15 protein-coding genes are annotated in these 17393 nt (G+C 65.7%); 1 reads left to right on the top strand and 14 read right to left on the bottom strand.

Features of this window, described 5'->3' with window-relative positions:
• Positions 1–83 precede the first annotated feature (83 nt).
• Positions 84–1616 (bottom strand): ABC transporter substrate-binding protein, encoded by a 1533-nt coding sequence (locus ACTU6U_RS07115; RefSeq protein WP_443468443.1) that lies wholly within the window; start codon positions 1614–1616, stop codon positions 84–86.
• Positions 1617–1790: 174 nt separating this feature from the next.
• Here ACTU6U_RS07115 and ACTU6U_RS07110 point away from each other — a divergent pair, with 174 nt between their 5' ends.
• Complete coding sequence (locus ACTU6U_RS07110) at positions 1791–2720, top strand: MBL fold metallo-hydrolase (RefSeq protein WP_438253883.1); 930 nt, start codon at positions 1791–1793, stop codon at positions 2718–2720.
• A gap of 17 nt (positions 2721–2737) precedes the next feature.
• Here the strand turns inward: ACTU6U_RS07110 and ACTU6U_RS07105 are convergent, their stop codons facing one another.
• The 13 genes from ACTU6U_RS07105 to ACTU6U_RS07045 all read right to left on the bottom strand — a co-directional run bounded on the left by ACTU6U_RS07105 (position 2738) and on the right by ACTU6U_RS07045 (position 17349).
• The gene (locus tag ACTU6U_RS07105; protein WP_438253882.1) at positions 2738–3718 is read right to left on the bottom strand and encodes a PaaX family transcriptional regulator; all 981 of its coding nucleotides are present in this window, start codon (positions 3716–3718) and stop codon (positions 2738–2740) included.
• Complete coding sequence (locus tag ACTU6U_RS07100; RefSeq protein WP_438253881.1) at positions 3715–4932, bottom strand: D-arabinono-1,4-lactone oxidase; 1218 nt, start codon at positions 4930–4932, stop codon at positions 3715–3717. Before ACTU6U_RS07100 ends, ACTU6U_RS07105 begins: the two co-directional genes overlap by 4 nt.
• Positions 4929–6413: a class I adenylate-forming enzyme family protein gene (locus ACTU6U_RS07095; protein WP_443468442.1), complete on the bottom strand. Its 1485-nt coding sequence runs from the start codon at positions 6411–6413 to the stop codon at positions 4929–4931. The genes ACTU6U_RS07100 and ACTU6U_RS07095 overlap by 4 nt, the downstream gene beginning before the upstream one ends.
• Before the next feature lies 1 nt (position 6414).
• Entirely contained in the window at positions 6415–6708 is a 294-nt protein-coding gene (locus ACTU6U_RS07090; RefSeq protein ID WP_438253879.1) for a hypothetical protein, read from the bottom strand.
• Between the two features lie 22 nt (positions 6709–6730).
• The gene (locus ACTU6U_RS07085; RefSeq protein ID WP_438253878.1) at positions 6731–7519 is read right to left on the bottom strand and encodes an SDR family NAD(P)-dependent oxidoreductase; all 789 of its coding nucleotides are present in this window, start codon (positions 7517–7519) and stop codon (positions 6731–6733) included.
• A 29-nt stretch (positions 7520–7548) separates the two neighbouring features.
• Positions 7549–8361 carry an SDR family NAD(P)-dependent oxidoreductase gene (locus tag ACTU6U_RS07080; protein WP_438254274.1) on the bottom strand — a complete coding sequence of 271 codons (813 nt, stop codon included), beginning with the start codon at positions 8359–8361 and terminating at the stop codon, positions 7549–7551.
• A gap of 2 nt (positions 8362–8363) precedes the next feature.
• Positions 8364–10808, bottom strand: a complete 2445-nt coding sequence (locus ACTU6U_RS07075) for a CaiB/BaiF CoA transferase family protein (protein ID WP_438253877.1) — start codon at positions 10806–10808, stop codon at positions 8364–8366.
• A complete protein-coding gene (locus ACTU6U_RS07070; RefSeq protein WP_439255253.1) occupies positions 10805–11995 on the bottom strand; it encodes a 2-hydroxyacyl-CoA dehydratase subunit D in 1191 nt (396 codons plus the stop codon). The genes ACTU6U_RS07075 and ACTU6U_RS07070 overlap by 4 nt, the downstream gene beginning before the upstream one ends.
• A gap of 144 nt (positions 11996–12139) precedes the next feature.
• Complete coding sequence (locus tag ACTU6U_RS07065) at positions 12140–13408, bottom strand: 2-hydroxyacyl-CoA dehydratase (protein WP_438253875.1); 1269 nt, start codon at positions 13406–13408, stop codon at positions 12140–12142.
• Positions 13405–14457 (bottom strand): ABC transporter ATP-binding protein, encoded by a 1053-nt coding sequence (locus tag ACTU6U_RS07060; RefSeq protein WP_438253874.1) that lies wholly within the window; start codon positions 14455–14457, stop codon positions 13405–13407. Before ACTU6U_RS07060 ends, ACTU6U_RS07065 begins: the two co-directional genes overlap by 4 nt.
• Positions 14454–15455 (bottom strand): ABC transporter ATP-binding protein, encoded by a 1002-nt coding sequence (locus tag ACTU6U_RS07055; RefSeq protein WP_438253873.1) that lies wholly within the window; start codon positions 15453–15455, stop codon positions 14454–14456. Before ACTU6U_RS07055 ends, ACTU6U_RS07060 begins: the two co-directional genes overlap by 4 nt.
• Positions 15452–16327 carry an ABC transporter permease gene (locus ACTU6U_RS07050; RefSeq protein ID WP_438253872.1) on the bottom strand — a complete coding sequence of 292 codons (876 nt, stop codon included), beginning with the start codon at positions 16325–16327 and terminating at the stop codon, positions 15452–15454. The genes ACTU6U_RS07055 and ACTU6U_RS07050 overlap by 4 nt, the downstream gene beginning before the upstream one ends.
• A complete protein-coding gene (locus ACTU6U_RS07045; RefSeq protein WP_438253871.1) occupies positions 16324–17349 on the bottom strand; it encodes an ABC transporter permease in 1026 nt (341 codons plus the stop codon). The genes ACTU6U_RS07050 and ACTU6U_RS07045 overlap by 4 nt, the downstream gene beginning before the upstream one ends.
• Positions 17350–17393 lie beyond the last annotated feature (44 nt).

Here is a 17393-nt window from a genome sequence, read left to right as displayed (position 1 = left end):
TGGCGGCCCCTCCGCAGTCGGAGTCTTACGGAAAACAAGGAAGCGGCGTGGGTCATGACCCACGCCGCTTCCTCGCCTTTCGCCTACTTTTTCACGGCCACCCCGTCGATAATCGGGAACCCGGCCTTCCACTCCTGCATGCCCACCAGATCGTCGCTGTATGCGACGGTGTAGTTTCGCCACAGCACGGGGATGTAGGCGGGCACCGTCTCCTGCGTCAGGCGCGCAATGTCCGCGAAAGCCCGCGCGCGCTCGTTGGGGTCCACAATCCCCTCGCTCGCGCGGATGAGCTCATCCAGGCCATCGACCGTGATGGATCCGGGGTTCCGCACCGACTCGGCGCTCAGGTGCCGCCAGAGAAACGGCGTCGGATCCAGGGTGGGGACGAGGTTCTGGGTGGCGATGGGGATGGTGGGCTTCACCCACGTAACCTCCGCGATGCTAGCACCCTGAGGGAACGCGAGATCGACATCGATGCCTATCTCCGCCCAGGACGCCTGGAGCGCCTCCGTGAGTTGCTTGTTGTTCGCCTGCCCCGCGAATGTGTACCTGAATCCATCGGCGTACCCCGCCTCCGCCATGAGTGCGCGCGCCCGGGTGAGGTCATACGGGATCTCCGCAAGGGACTCATCGAACCCGAAGCGTCCGGGCGCGATGAATTGATTGGCAGCTGCAGCATGGCCGAAGAAGATGCCATCGACGAGGCCCGCGCGATCGATTGCCATGGACATCGCGGCGCGCACGCGCGGATCAGCGAGTTCGGGGGCGAGATCGGGGTTGAGTCCGATGCCGACAAACTCCGAGCCGTCAATCTCATAGGAAGGGATGCCTGCGGCGCTGATCGAGTCGGCGAACGCCGGCTCGATCAGCGCCATGTCGATCTCTCCGGATCGGACGGCGTTCGCCATCGCGGTCGGATCCTCGATCCAGCACAGCGAGACGCCGGCGAGCTGAACGCTCTCCGCGTTCCAATGATCGGGATTCCGAATGAGGTCGAGCTGCACTCCCGGCGCGTCTCGATCGACGGTGAACTTGCCGGTTCCGATCGGAAGCTCGTAGTCACCGGACGCGACCACGTCGGAGCTCAGCATCAGCCCAGCGCGAGACGAGAGCGTCTCGGGGAATCCGACCTGCGGCGCCGAGAGCGTCACGCGAAGGTGCGTGTCGTCGATCACCTCGATGCCGGCCAGCGCCGCGAGGTCGGCCTTCGAATTCGAAGCGTCACCCGCGTAGTACTCGAGAGTGTCGCTGACGTCCTGCGCATCGAAGGTCGACCCGTCACTGAAGACGACGTCGTCGCGGAGCTCGAACTCCCATGTCGAACCCGCATCAGGCGTTGCCCAACCCACGGCGAGCCCCGGCTCCAGCGTCAGGTCAGCTCTCACACGCACGAGGGTGTCATAGACCATGTCGTAGATTGGGACGATCGTGGCCCCGGGCATCTTGGACGGATCCCAGGAATTGTGCAAGAAGCGCACTCCGATCGAGATCGTCGCCCCCGTGTCGATCGTGACGTCGTCCGCACTCTCCGCGGAAGATGTTCCTGCGCACCCCGCGAGCGCAAGCGTCACCCCGGCGATCGCGGATATCGATCGCGCTAGTTTCCGGTTCTTCATTCCACTCCTTTGTGTCTGCATTACCGTGATAACAGACACTAGCATTGCATCCGATCGGAGTGCGATTGATGTGTTTATTTCTATATCTCTGCTAAAAAGAGAGCGGATACTCTCCGACAGCACGGGCAGTTTGAACGTGACGCTTGTTTAATTTTCTGATCGGAAGGAAAAAAGATGATAGATTCTGCGCGTACACCGCTTCCAGGCCCTGCGGAGTTCCCGTTGCGCTGGCAGGTCGGAGAGGCACGGATCACGCGTATCCCCGAGAAGTACGTCGAGCTTGCGTTCGCCACCTTCCTGCCGGACGGTGACCCGGATGCCCCCGAGCTCGGCTGGATGCCCCGCGCCGCCGTCACCGCAGACGGGGACGCGGTGCAGAGCTTTCACTCCTTCGTGATCGAGATCGGCGACGAGGTGATCGTCGTCGATACCGGCTATGGCGATCGGAAGATGCGCCCCGGTCGCGTCAACGCACATATGCTTCGCACGACGTACCTGGACTCATTCGCGCTGGCAGGTTACAGCAGGCGCGACGTCACCACCGTCATCAACTCCCACGGGCACCTCGATCACATCGGGTGGAACACCGTGCTCGAAGGCGACGCTTGGGTTCCGGCGTTCCCGCAGGCCCGGTATGTGATGGATCATGTCGAGCTCGCGTATTGGACCGAGGGCAAACGGAGCCCCGCCAACGACGAGGATGCGCAGATGCGGGCCATCGAGGATTCACTGCTGCCGCTACGCGCGCATGGCGTGATGACCACTACTCGCGGCGCGCAGGAGATCAACGATGGCGTGGAGGTCGTGCCGTTCCCCGGACACACTCCAGGGCACCTGTGTGTCCGCGTCCGATCCAACGGCGCAGAGGCGTGGATCACGGGTGATCTCCTCATCCACCCCAGCCACATCAGCTTCCCAGAGTGGGGCTGCTCGATCGACACCGATCCGGCGCAGGCAGAGCGTTCGCGGCGTAGCTTGCTCGCGCAGGTCGCCGATCGCGATGTACTCGTCCTCGGCTCGCACTGGGTGGCGCCGACCGGGATGCGCGTCCAGTCGTCGCAGGCCCAGCGCTTCCAGGGCATGCCCGTGGTCGCGCCTCACTGAGGCCGCTCAGCGGGCGATCAACGCGTCAGCAGGTCCTGGTCGCCCGGTGACATTGCCGCAAGCTCGTCGAGAGTGCGCAGCGCGGCTTCCCGCACGCGTTCGGCCCAGACCTCGTCGATTCCGTCCAGCAGTTGCTCGAAGCGGAACACTGCCAGCGGACCGAGCGCGTCGAACACGCGGGCGACGGAGTCTCGTGCTTCCCGCCGCAGCCAGCCTTCCGGCATGAGCGAGAGCGGCAGGCCTGGATCTAGCGGCACCAAACGACGGTATCGAGTGAGCAGCAGCGTTCGTTTCACCAGTGCTGCCGCGGGAGAGAGATCGCCAGCGGCGAACTGCGCCGCGAGCTCTTCAGCCTCGTCTAGGACGATCGCATACGCCGCATTGATGCCTTCGAGGTCCCACGATTCGATCGGCTGACGGCCGCGCACCATGAAAGACGAATCCTCGACGAGATGCGCACTGAGCTGTTCGACCCCGCGAACGTCGGCCTTCGTGACGGCGACCTCCCGCAGGTCTCCAGGCGCGATCCACACGCCGTCGTAGAACGGTGCGAAGCCCTCCAATCTCAGCGAGTCGCGCAGTGCCATGCGAATCCGACTCTGCTGCTCCGGCACGGAGAATGCTACGACTGTCCACACCCCAGACCAATCGTCGGTGAGGCCGAAGTTCAGTATTCGTCGCACACCCGGCTCTGCGCGGCTTCGCGTAGGAGGAGCGGCGCGGAAGAAGAGATTCCTGCCGGCCTTTCGTGTCTCGAGGAGATCGTCGCGCTCAAGACGGCGGAGCGTGGCACGCGCGTTCGGTGCCGCGACGTCGAAATCCGCGAGTACCGAGACCAGAAAGGTGCCCGGGACCTCGATGGCAGCGTCATTGCGCCAGTAATATGCGAAGAAGGTCGCCATGATGTCGCGTGCGGTAATGCGTCGAGCTAGCCTTCCCTCCGCACGGCCACCCACGGTGGCGGCATCGCTCTCCGAATCGTCCAGAACCGTCGTCATATGCTCTCTCCTCTTCGTGACCCGCCGACGTGCGCCGTCAACACTCTCTGACTCGGTGTGAGGAACCTCCCCATCGGATCGAAACCGCAGCGTACGCCTTCGAATTTCGTGAAATCCGGGTACTGAGCGCTCAGGTACTCGACCGAGCGACAATGCTCCTTCGCCCAGTGCGGTCGCGCGCCATAGACTACCAAGATCTCTTCGAGCATCGCGAACAACGTGGGGAATCGCTCGCCGCTCGGAGCCGCAGCGGACACCGTGACCGACGTTCGCCCGGCGTACGGCGACAGGTACGCCGCATCCGACGACACGACCCGCAGCGCGACAGGCATCGCGATCTCGACCTCTGGTGCCCGCCGGAGTGCATCGTCAATCTCGCGCACGAGGTCGCCTGCCCGATCCACCGCCGCTGCATGCTCCGTAACGGTGAAGGCCGCAGGCGCCGTCGCACCTGCGGAAGCGAGCGCCACGTAGCTCGGTAGTGCACCCTCGGCGCCCGGCCGCGCCGGCGCCCACTCCTTCAAGTGGAATCGGCGTCCTTCAGGAGCACCGTCACCTCGTGGGTGCCACCGCACCGCGCGTCGGACTCCGTCCTGCTGGGTGAGCCAGCCAGACGAGAACTCGGCATACCAGGAGTCACGCACCGTCATCCAAGTCGCCGCATGCACGCTCATGTCAACCTCGGTCACGACGCCAAGCATGCCCAGATTCACCTGCGCAGCGCGAAGCACGGCGTTGTCGTCGCCGGTGACGGAGATGATCTCACCGTGGGCATCCACGATTCGAAAGGCGCGCGCGTATGCAGACAGTGCCGCTTGCGTCGCGCCCGAGCCGTGCGTCGCGGTTGCCAGGGCACCGGCGATGCTCTGCCCAGAGAACCCACCGAGAGTCGGAAGTTCGAGACCTCGATCCCATAGATCCGCGCACAGGTCGAGCAGTCTCGTTCCCCCGGCCGCCGAGACGATGCCGGCGTCGAGGTCGATGCTGCGCACACCCTGCAGGCGATCGGTGTGGATGACCACCGCCTCCTCGCCGACGGTGTCTGCCCAGGAGAAGCCCGGCCCGACCGCGCGCACCTGTCGCCCTTCGGCCACGGCCTGCCTGACCGTTTGCGCGATGCCGGTCTCATTGGCCGGGCGCTCCTGCCGCGAGACGGAGACAGTCCGAGACCCGCTCCAGTTGGACCAGGTTTCGGACGACGCCTCCGGTGTCACGACGCGCGCTCGACCAGCTGCGCGCGGATGTCCTTGCGCAGGAGCTTGCCCATCTCGTTATGGGGCAGCTCGCCCCACACAACGATGTTCGCCGGCACCCGTGAAGACCGCAGACGCGATCGAACCAGCGTTCGGAGTTCATCCGGGTCCACCGTCGCCCCGGGCAATATCACCAGCACCGCCACAGGCACCTCGCCCCACTGGTCATCCGGCATCGCCACAACGGCGGCATCCACTACCGTCGGATGCTCCCGGAGAACATCCTCGATCTCACCGGGCGAGATGTTCTCGCCTCCACGTATGATCACATCGTCCGCACGTCCGCTGAGGAAGAGGTAGCCACCCACGTCCAGCCTGCCTCGGTCCTTCGTCGCGAACCAACCGTTGACCAGGTGTGAATCCATCCCGCGGTACGCACCCGCGATCTGCGGACCTCGCACCCAGATGTCACCTTCGTCGCCCGGTGGCACGATCGCACCGTCATCTCCGCGGATCTGCAGCTCGATCGACGGGATCGGCCGACCGACGGAGCCGAGGCGCGCACGCACCGACAAGTCCGAAGACGCCAGTGCCTCACGGTGGTCGTCCGGTCCGAGTAGCGCAATCGTCGAACTCGTCTCGGTCAGACCGTAGGCGTTGGTGAACCCCACGTGCGGCAGGTGCGCGAGAGTGGCGCTGATCAGCTCCACGGGCATCCGTCCGCCGCCATAGGACAGTGCGCGCAGCGACGGCAGCGTCTCACCGGTCGAGACGAGCTCGTCCAGGATCCGCTGTAGCATGGTCGGCACGACCATCGCCGAGGTCACCTTCTGGTCGCTCACGGCGGCGATCCATCCCTCCGCGTCGAACGAGTCGAGGTAGACCATCTTCCGCGCGGCGAACACCGACGAGAGCACGGCGGCGATCCCCGCGACATGGTACGGGGGCACACTGACCAGCGCGGCGTCTTCCTCGGGTGCGGAGAGCATCTCCACGGTGCCGAGGATGTAAGACGTCAAATTCTCGTGGCTCAGCTCCACGATCTTCGGCTCACCGGTGGTGCCGCTGGTGAACAGCCACACCGCGATGTTCCCGCCATCAGAGGAGGCGGATTCGACGACAGCAGGCGTCCGCGCCTGAGCGATATCGAGAAGAATCGCGTCGCCCACACCCCCGACGCGACGTGCGCCTGCGTCGTCTGTGACGATGAGTACCCGCCCGAGGCGCTCGACCTGGCGGCGCAGCTGCTCGTCGGCGAGCCGATAGTTCAGCGGCGCGAACGGGATACCGGCGGAGGCGGAGGCGAACAGGAGCAGCGGCACCGCCGCCGAGTTTGTCCCGATGAACGCGATCGCCTCTACGCCGTCGTGGGCTGCACGGGCCGCCAGGGACTGCGCACCCCGCTGCAGCTCTGCATACGACAGCGCTCCCTGTCCATCGACGATCGCGGTTCGGTCCGGCGCGATCTCGGCGATGGTGCTGAGCAGAACGGAGATGCTCATGTCAATCCGAGGAGGGCAGTGGTGTCGCGGCGCGCTGGCCCAGCTCACGGCCATCGGCGGTGAGCGGACCGGCGCCGGGGCGTGTGACCATCACGACGAGGCTGGTCTGCGCATCCTCGAACCGCTTTCCGACGGCGAGTTCTGCACCATCGCCGTTCCCTTCCACACCCTCGGGGCGTTCGGTCAGCATAGGCGCACCTGCGCACGCGAGCTCGACATCCGCACCGGTGACGATGATCGCCTCCACGCTGGACGCGGCGCTGAACACACGGGTTCCTGCAGTCCAAGTAGTCATATTCTCTTCCTTTCTCCGAGGCTCAGCGGCCGCGGAATTTTTCTGCTCGCAGGCGAAGGGAACCGCCATCGACGGGGAGGATGTCGGATGTCACGTACCGCGCTTCATCCGACGCGAAGTACAGCGCCGCGCTCGCGATGTCATCGGGCGTGCCGCGGCGCTTGATCGACAGATCGACGATGCCGTCGTCGTCGTACATCCCGGAGGCGCGCACGGCGTTGCTCATGGGGGTCTCGACGGGACCGGGGCAGATCGCGTTGACGCGGATACCGTACTCGCCGTACTGGAAGGCCAGGCTGCGCGTGAGAGCGACCACCCCACCCTTCGACGCGGCGTACCCGGCGCGGGGCGCCATGCCGATCGCGGCGGCCGAGGCAATGTTCACGATCGATCCGCCGCCGCCGCGCTCCATGAGCGCCGGCAGCGTGTGCTTGCAGCACAGGAACACACCGGTGAGGTTGACGTCGAGGAGGCGCTGCCAGGCGTCCTGCTCGAGTTCGTGCAGCCTGAGCGTGTCCCCGAACGAGATGCCGGCGTTGTTGACGAGGATGTCGATCCCGCCGAAGGAGTCGACGGTGGCCTGCGTCATCGCCGCGACATCATCCGCGTCGGTGACGTTCACCCGCAGGGCGATGGCTCTGCCGCCGCGCTCGATGATCTGCGAGACCGTCTCCTGGGCCGCCTCGAACGCCAGGTCGGCGACCGTGACCGATGCGCCTTCCGCCGCGAACCGCCGGGCGATGCCCCGTCCGATCCCGCTGCCGGCTCCGGTGACGATGGCGCTCTTGCCTGCGATCCTGCCGCTGCTCATTGTCTGTGCTCCTTCTTCCCGCGCCATGGTCAGTCCGTCCGCGTGCGTGTCGTGCCGCCATCGACCGGCAGCACCGTGCCAGTAATGTAGGACGCCTCATCAGATGCCAGGAACGTCGCCGCATAGGCGATGTCGTCCGGCTCGCCGAATCCCGGCAGGACCTTGCTGACGATCGGCCGTGCGTCGTGCTCGGCGGCCGTCGTCGCGATGAAGTCGTTCTTGTACTCCGAGATGTGCGCCAACTCGGTGCGCCGGTCGGTCTCGATCGTGCTGGGGGTGATGATGTTCGCCCGCACGCCGTACTCTGCGGCCTGCGCGGCGACCGCCTTCGTGAGCGCGTTGACCGCCGCCTTCGATGCGGCGTAGACGGGTAGCGCGGATTTGACCAGCGAGGCGATCGACGAGATGTTGACGATCGATCCGCCGCCGTGCTCGCGCATCACGGGCAGAACGTGCTTCATGGTGAAGAAGACGCCCTTGGCGTTCACGTCCATAGTCCGGTCCCACACCTCCTCGGTGAGGTCGGTCAGTTCGGGCGGTTCGATCCCGTAGACGGCGTGGTTGTTGCAGAGCACGTCGACCCTACCGAAGACACGGATCGTCTCCGCGACCAGATCGCGCACCTCGTCCTCCTTCGAGACGTCGGCGCGCACGAAGTGCGCCTGGCCGCCGGCGATGCGGATCAGCTCCACGGTCTCTTGACCGGAGACCACGGTGCGGCATGTCACGACGACTCGAGCCCCCTCTCGCGCGTACATCTCCGCGATCGCGCGTCCGATGCCTGTGCCGGCGCCTGTGACGATGGCCGTTCGCCCGGACAGTCGACCCGATCCTGAATCCATACTCACTGCAGTGCTCCTTCCAAGAGCAGGTCGATGAACTCGACCTCGCTGAAACCGAGATCACCGGTGACGATCTGCTCGTTGTGCTCGCCCATCATGGGCGCGGCGGTGACCTCGGCGACCGTGCGTGAGAGACGGAACGGGGGCACCTGGTGCGGGAAAGCGCCGAGCACGGAGTGCGGTACCTCCGCGAGGACCCCGCGGTGGGTGAGCTGAGGATCGGCATCGATGAAGTCGTGCGGAGTTTGCACGGCGCCCGCACGGACGCGGGCGGCCTGGAGCAAGGTCATGACCTCGTGCGGCTCGCGCTCGCGCGTCCACTCCGCGACGAGGTCGTCGAGGCGATCCTCGTTGTGCTTGCGGTCCTCGTGCGTGGCGAAGGCAGGATCGGTCGTCCATGCGGGTGCGCCGATGGCCGCGGCGAAGCGCGACCATTCCTCGTCGCCGAACACCGCGATCGCGCTCCAGCGATCCTCACCCGCACAGGGGTAAACACCGTGGGGCGCGGCATCCGTCACGCGGTTGCCGGTGCGACTCTGCTCGCGTCCGTTCACCTCGAAATCGAGGGTCGCGGGCATGATCTGTTGTGCGGTCACCTCGTACATGCTCGCTTCGAGGTACTGGCCCTGGCCGGTACGACGTCGGTGAAGGAGCGCCCCCACCACGCCGATCGCGTTGACCAGCGGCACGATGTAGTCGCCGTAGATGCCCGCGCTGGGGGTGATCGGCGTGCGATCGGGCCATCCCGTCAGGTGCAGTCGCCCCGAGATCGCCGCGCCGGTGCCGTCGATGCCCCATTCGTTCGCCAGCGGCCCGGTCTGACCGAACAGGCTGCCGCTGATGTAGATGACATCGGGGTTGATCTTCTTGACGTCTTCGTACCCGTAACCGAGGGCGGCGAGGGTGCCGGGGGTGAAGTTCTCGTTGATGACGTCGGCCTGTCGGATCAGTCCTTCGATGACGCGACGAGACTTGGGGTTCTTTAGGTCGATCGACAGGCTCTTCTTCGAGGTGTTGAAGTGCGCGAACCAGGGCTTGTCGTCGAAGCTGGTGCGCGTCGATCGGGAGAAGCGGCGGTCGACGCGCGTCATGTCGGGACGCTTGGAGGATTCGACTCGGATGACCTCTGCCCCGTGGTCGCCGAGGAGCTTGCCCGTGATCGACCCGACGAGTGCCCAGCCGAAGTCGAGGACACGGATCCCGGCGAGCGCTGGCGTGGTCGGAGCGTCACACGGAGCTGCGGCGACGGTGTCCCTCGGTGCGCCGCCGAGGCCGGCGAGGATCTCTTCGGTGTCGGCGCCGAGCGTGGGGGCCGGCGTCGTGATGCCGGTCGTGGAAACACTGGCTTTGAAGAAGTAGCGCGGGATGTCGATGCGACCAAGCGCAGGGTCCTCGACACGCGACCAGTACTCCCGCGAACGGAGGTGCTCACAGGCGTGGACGTCGCCCGGCTCGTTGGCCACGGTCGCATTCAGGCCCCGTGCGAGCGACTCCCGGCGGACCTCCTCGCGGGTGAAGCGGAGGAAAAACGGACCGATCACGTCGGCGAAGCGGCCCCATTCCTCCTGGGTGATGCCCGCCTTGTCGAACGACATCCAGTCGTCGATCTCCTGCAGCGCGTGAACCGGGTGGTATTCGCCGATCCAGTCGCTGAGCGCCTTGTTGGCGGTCGCCCCGAAGGCGCCGCCGAGCATGTGCCAGAACAGGTGCCCGTCCTTGCAGGGCCAGAACCAGTCCGTCGCCGTGGGGCCAAGCTGGGACTTGTGCCCCTCACGGGAGAGGGCGACGCCCTCGCTCCAGGCCACGATGGCCGAGGTCATCCGGCTCGCGGCAACCTCCTGCACGGAGACGTCGACGTCCTGACCCGTGTGCGAGGTGTCGGCCTCGAAGTACGCGAGCATCACGCCAAGCGCCGCTGCCACACCGGCGTGGAAGTAGCCCGAGTCGAGAGCTTCCTTGACCGGCGGCAGATCGGGGTCTCCCGTGTTGTTGAGCACTCCGCTCATCGCGATCACTGTCAGCTCGGAGGCGATGTACTCGGAGTACGGGCCGGTGCGGCCGAACGGTGTCACGGAGGCGCCGATGAGTGCGGGATTCTCGGCGCGGAGGTCTGCCACCGCAAGACCGCGACGTTCGAGGGCACGCGGGTCGGACCCCTCGACGATGATCTGCGACGTCCGCGCGAGTGCGCGGAACGCGTCTGCACCTTCGGGGGTGTCCAGATCCAGCACGATGCTGCGCTTGCCGGCGTTGAACGACCGCCAGTAGAGACTGTTCTCGATGCCGGGCTCGTCGCCGCGGAACGGTGGCAGCTTCCGGGCAGGGTCGCCGCCGGGGCGTTCAACCTTGATCACTTCGGCACCGAGCTCCGCAAGGATCTTTCCGCAGACAAATCCCATCTCGTCTGTCAGGTCCAGTACGCGGACCCCTTCGAGCATCGCGGTCATCGCTTCTCCTCTGTCGTGTCGTCGCGCCGCGGGTCGAGACCGCTGAGCAGGTCTCCGATCACAGCATGCAGGTGCGCCGTCTCTTCGAGCGCGTAGTCGGTGTCGGGCAGTGCCAGCACCGCGATGCCGCGAGCGCGCAGTGCTTCGGCCTGGTCCGGGAAGTCCCAACCGTAGGCGCTGTCGCCGCGGAGGTGGAGCGCGATGACGGCGTCCGGCTGTGTCGCCGCCGCCATCTCGACACGCTGCGCGATGCGGCGCTCGCGACCGAATGCCCAGCTCTCGGGGAATTTGTACGTCCAGCGATCGGCCAGTGCGTCGAAGGGATCGGAGTTCTCGCGCACGGGTGTGTGGGCGTAGCGCATGCCGAACTCGGTGTCCTCGCCGACGACGACGGCTCCGAGATCCTCGATCAGGCGGACAAAGCCGAGTTGGTCGACGGAGCTGCCGCTGAGGAAGACACGCGGCGCGCCGGCCAAGCCACCCACCGGCTCCCGCTCGTCCAGCGCGTCGAGCGTCTCCTCGAGGAGCCCGTTGAAGCGCTGCTTCGGCATGAGCATGGCGGCGAGTGCGATGGCCGCAGCGTCGACGCCGGTGATGGTGGAGTTGTCGGATGCGCGGATCGCCTCGACCCGACGGAGCAGTTCGCGCGTCCGATTGACGAGTCGGATGGCATTCTGCAGACTGTCGGCGGTGACGGCACGCGGGCCGATCGCAGAAAGCTGCTCGGCGAGGAGCACCATTCCGGCGCGATTGTATTCGCGGTGCTCGGCGAAGCTCCCGCGTGCGCGTTCGAGATACAGGGTGTGCGCGATGTCAGGCGCGCCGAAGACCGAGCGATAGGCCTCGAAGAAGCCTGCGGTCTCGCCGATCCAGCGGTCACCGCCGGTGACGCAGAGCACCTCGACGGCATCGTGGCGACCGGTGGCGAGCGCTTCGTACAGGTAGCGGATGCGGGTGGGCGCCGACACGTCGAGATGGGCGTCGACGGTGGCGGGTGCGACGGCGAGGTCGCCGGTCAGGAGCATCGGGCGGTAGCCCGCCGCGATCGCGATCTCCTCCGGGAAGCCGGTGTCGAGGAATCCGGCGATGGGCTCATCGACCCCGCCGGTCAGCTCGGTGATCGCGGCCGCATCCCAACGCGCCTCCACGACGTGATGGAACACGCTGAACGCCGTATCGCGATCCATGCGAACCTCCTCATTCACCATCATGTTTAATATCTTACCACTCGATCGAACGAATTATGTTACACATATTGCAGGGTCGTCTGCGTCTTCCGCGTGACGACTGGCGGGCGTGACGACGTGCACCACCCGTCGATCCGTTCAGATCTAGGAACTGCCCGTGCTGCTCTGGATTCCCTCGATGAAGGTGGTGACCTGCGCCCGCATCGACTCCTCGTCCCAGGCCTCGCTGTCGAATGGCGCGTAGTCGAGCAGTAGAACCTCGATGCCCGCGACCTGCAGCTCGAGCGCCATGTATCGGGACGACGCGATGGTGTCGCGCGTCGCCGCTCTGGCAGGAAGGACGACGCCGTCGATCCCGAACTCCCGGCACTGCGCCACGATCAGCGACGCGGCGGCCTTCGGGCTGCTGCCGGTGTACTTCATGTGGCGGCGCAGGAACGCCGAGCGTAGCGCATCCTCGCTCGGGTCCTGGATGAGGCGCTTCGCCCGGGGCAAGTACATCGTCTCGATGAACACGGTGTCGTGACTCTCCTCCCAGGCGTTGAGGAAGCCGAGGTTGAACCACAGCGGCGTCCCACCCCAGAGCAGACGGGTCTTCTCCTCCGGCACCGCGAAGGCTCCGTCGGCGGCGCGCTGCTCGACCTCTGCGTGGACGCGCTTGACGTGCTCGAGCGCCCACTCGTGGCCGAAGTGGGTCTCGAAGATGGCCACCTCGGAGTAGGCATCCGTCGCTGTGAAGAGCGCGGGGCCGCCGCTCCCCCACCCCAGCTGCACGATGCGCTCGTAGTACTCGGCCATCTCGTTTGCGCGATGCATCAGCTCGCGCAGATCGGTCTCCCGGTACGGTATGCCGGTGACCTGCTCGAGCAGCCGCACCGCCGCGCGCACCTCGTTCGTCGCGAAGTCGAGGATTCGCGGATCGCGCCATTCGGGACCGTCCCACCAGCCGTCGGGGATGCCGAGCTGCCGATAGGGGTCGTCGGTCAGGAGCACGGGCACGCCGAATTCGCGGCCGTACAGCTCATAGATGCCCGGCTCCTGCATGTATCCACCGAAGATGGCCGCCGGTGTGGGCAGCCCGCCGTACGGCGCGCGGGGGTCGGGATCGAAGCAGTAACCCAGCGGCAGGCTCTCGTAGTTGGAGAGAGAGGGGAAGTACCCCCGCCGTTCGATCGCACGCTGGAATTGACCGTACATCTGTTTAGCCGCGAGGACCGAGCCGTATTGGACGGGCAACACGAGGTGGATCCCCATCGCATTGAACAGCTCCATGGGGCCGTAACCGAAGACGAAGGGGCTGCCGTTCGCGATGTCGGACCACATGAGCTCGCTGTGGGCCTTGTTCAACGCGGTGGCCTCCCGCACCGAATCGAGCCGCTTGACGCTGCGCACGCCCTGCCACTTCTGCGTCATACCGATGCCCCGCCCTGGGTAACGCCGATGATCGGGAGTGCTCTCAGCGGCGCGCCCGCGAGGGCCGGGCCGGTGGTGTGGAGGTGGCACCGTGAGATCCCGCCTCCGATGACCTCGATGACCGGCGCCGGCTCCACGTGGCAGATCTCCATCGCGTACGGGCATCGGCTGCTGAACGAGCATCCGGGTGGGGGATTCGTCGGGTCGGGGACGTCGCCGTCGAGCACGCGCTTAGCCGTCGACCGCTGCAGCTCCGGATCCGGCTCAGGCACCGCCTCGAGAAGCACCTGGGTGTAGGGGTGCGCAGGACCGTCGAACAGCCGATCGACCGGGCCCTCCTCCATGACCTCGCCCAGGTACATCACTGCGACGCGATCGGAGATGTGACGGACGACGGCGAGGTCGTGGGAGATGAAGAGATACGACAGCCCGAGTCGCTCACGCAGGCTCTCGAGTAGGCTGAGCACCTGATTCTGCGTCGAAACATCGAGCGCGCTGACCGCCTCATCGCAAATGAGGATCTCCGGCTCGAGCACGATGGCCCTCGCGATCGCGATGCGCTGCCGCTGACCTCCGGAGAACTCGTCAGGGTAGCGGTCCGCGAATTCAGGACGCAGACCGACGAGATCCAGCACCTCCGCGACGCGCTCGCGACGCTCCCTGGCGGATAGCCGCGCGTGCACCTTGAGCGGTTCCGCGACGCTCTGGCCGACGGTGAGCGAGGGATTCAGAGACGAGTACGGATCCTGGAACACCATCTGCACCTTGCGGCGATGCGAGCGGAAATGCCTCTCGCTCAGGTCCGTGACATCTGACCCGAGCAGGACAATCCGCCCTTCAGAGCGGATCAGTCGCATCACGGCACGCGCGAGAGTCGACTTGCCGGACCCGGACTCCCCCACGATTCCCAGCGTCTCGCCAGCGCCGAGCGTGAGGTCGACTCCGCGTACCGCGCGCACCGTGGTGCGGTGGCCGCCGCGGACCACGGGAAAGGAGACCACGAGATTCTCGGCCTCGAGGACGTTCGCAGCGTTCGCAGCATCGCTCATGACGTCACATCTTCCTTCCATTGAACGCCCCGTGTGCATCGGTTGGCGCGGTCGTCTCCGACCTCGATGAGCGTCGTCGGCTGCAGGCACTCCTCGAGCGCATGCATGCATCGTGGCGCGAATCGGCAGCCGGCGGTGAACTCAACCGGCCGCGGCGGCGTACCGGGGATCCACTCGAGCTGCTTGCGGGCGCCTCTGAGTCGCGGCATCGATGCGAGTAGCCGACTAGTGTACGGGTGCTGCGGCGAGGCGAATGTGTCGCGCACGTCTCCCGTCTCCACGATCTGCCCTGCGTACATCACGGCCACCCGGTCACAGATGTCGGCGACGACACCCATGTTGTGCGTGATGAAGATCATCGCCAGACCGAGCTCGTCGCGCATATCTGCCAGGAGCGAGAGGATCTGCGCTTGGACGCTGACATCGAGCGCCGTGGTCGGTTCGTCGGCGATCAGCAGGGCAGGGTCGTTGGCGATCGCCATCGCGATCAGCACACGCTGGCGCATGCCACCCGAGAACTCATGCGGGTAGCTCTCGGCGCGCGCTTTCGCGTTCGGGATCCGGACCTTGTCCATGGCTTCGATCGCGAGCCGCTTGGCCTCGGCACGCGTCACACCCTGGTGCAGACGAATCCCTTCGGCAATCTGGTTTCCCACCTTGAACGAAGGGTCCAGACTCGTCATCGGCTCCTGGAAGATCATCGCCATGCCGTTGCCACGAAGCCGGGCGAGCTGTTTCTCTGGCATCGTCAGGAGGTCGGACCCTCGGAACGCCGCGCGCCCTGACGCACGCTGGCCTCGTCGGCGTCCGACGAACCCCATCATCGTCATGGCGGAGACACTCTTGCCGGAGCCTGATTCGCCGACGAGTCCGAGCGTCTCACCGGGGCGCACCGAGTAGGTCACGCCGTCGACTACGGGAATCCAGCGCCCGTCGATCTCGATCTCCGTCCGGAGGTCGGCGACTTCGAGAATTGGTTCCGTGCGGTCAAGAGTCATCGAACGACCTTCTTTCCAATGGAGTCGCGGATGCCATCGCCCAAGAGATTGAGGGAGAAGACACAGAGAGCGATCATCAGGCCGGGGAAGACCGCAAGCCACGGCGCGCGATCAATGTAAGCGAATGAGGAAGAGAGCATTGCACCCCAGGAAGCCTGTGGCGGTTGGACGCCGACGCCGATGAAACTCAGGCCCGCTTCGATGAGCATGACCTGCCCGGCCAAAACGGCGATATAGACGATGAGCGGCGGAATGACGTTCGGCAGGATATGTCGGCCGAGGATCTGCACGGACGGCGTGCCAATGCTGCGCGCCGCTTCGACGTAGGTCTCCTCCCGAACGGAGAGGACCGACCCACGGATGAGACGGATCGCTCCGGGGGCGAGCACCACGCCCAGTGCGATCATCGCGTTGCTGAGGCTGGGTCCGAGGATTCCGGCGATCGCGATTGCGAGCAGGATGCCGGGGAAGCTCATCAATACGTCGGTGACGAACATGATGACTCGCTCCACCCATCCGCGGAAGAACCCTGCCGCGAGCCCGAGCGTCACCCCAATCGATACGGTAAGCACGGTGCCCTGCAGCGCGGCGCTGAGCGAGACCTGCGCGCCTGAGATGAGTCGGCTCATCAGGTCTCGGCCAAGTTCATCGGTGCCAAGTACATGACCGTCGACACCGGGGGCGAGCAGGACGGATGTGAGCGCTGTCGCGTCTGGGTCATAGGGGCTCAACAGATCGGCGAAGACAGCCACAAGCACCGTGAGCACAAGGGCTACCAGACCCGCGATGGCGAGCTTCTGGTGTGCGAAGCGTTGTGCGAAGCCGACACGCTTAGGGCGACGACCAGTGGGTATTTGGATCGTGAAGGTCATGACACGCGCACCTTCGGGTTCAGAACGGTGTAAAGCACATCGGTGAGGAAGTTGACAACAATCACGATCACTGTGGTTACGAGCACGATGCCCTGAAGGACGGGGATGTCCTTGGCGACGACCGAATTGATCGCGAGCGTACCCAGACCTGGGATGTTGAAGACCTTTTCCACCACCACCGAGCCGCCGAGCAGCCCCGCCATCTGGTAGCCGATCACGGTGACCACCGGCAGCGAACCATTTTTGAGCGCTCGGGTCCACAGCACACGGGAGCGCGACAGACCCTGCGAGCGGGCAGTGCGAATGTAGTCCTGGGTGAGCGTATCGGAGATCGAGCTGCGAGTCTGACGTTGCAACTCTGCGCCCACGGCCATGGCCAGAGCGATGGCCGGGAGGATGATGTGGGCGAACCAATCAACCGGATCGTCCTCGAATGCGGTGTAGCCCACCGCGGGGAAGATCGGGATGGCGAAGGCGAATAGGAGGATGAGGATCATCCCGACCCAGAAGTTGGGAGTCACGATTCCCAGCGTCGACAGGACAGTGGTTACGCGGTCCGCCATCCGCCCACGATAGGCGGCGGCGAGCATCCCGACGAGCACGCCAGCGATCACCGCGATGGCGATGGCCGTCAGCGCGATCGACATCGTCGCGGGGAGCCGGTCGAGAATGAGCGCACCCACCGGAGCTCGGAGGGTGAACGATGTACCCAAGTCTCCGACGAAGAGCCCGCCGAACCAGCTGAGATACTGGACGATCCACGGGCGATCGAGGCCGAGCTCGGCCCGAATGAGGGCAACGGTCGCTGGGTCCGCATCATCACCAGCGAGGGCCAGTGCGGGGTCCCCCGGCACGAGCGATGTCAGGCTGAACACCAGCAGCGTGGTCGCGATGAACACGAGCAGCATCCGACCGAACTTCGTACCGAGGAACCGGAGGGCGCCCCGCGTCACGATGGGGCGCCGATCCGCTCTGCCGTCCGCCGGCGCTCGGCGCAAGGCCTCAGCTTTGGTCGCCGTCATGGTAACTCCTTCTCCCGTTTCCTTCGAGACGGAGCCGGTGGGAG

Origin of the sequence: Microbacterium zouquanmingi (genome assembly GCF_052266695.1) — a bacterium.
Lineage (GTDB): Bacteria > Actinomycetota > Actinomycetes > Actinomycetales > Microbacteriaceae > Microbacterium.
The sequence above is the reverse complement of the archived record's forward strand: the minus strand, read 5'-3'. Positions and strand labels throughout refer to the sequence as shown.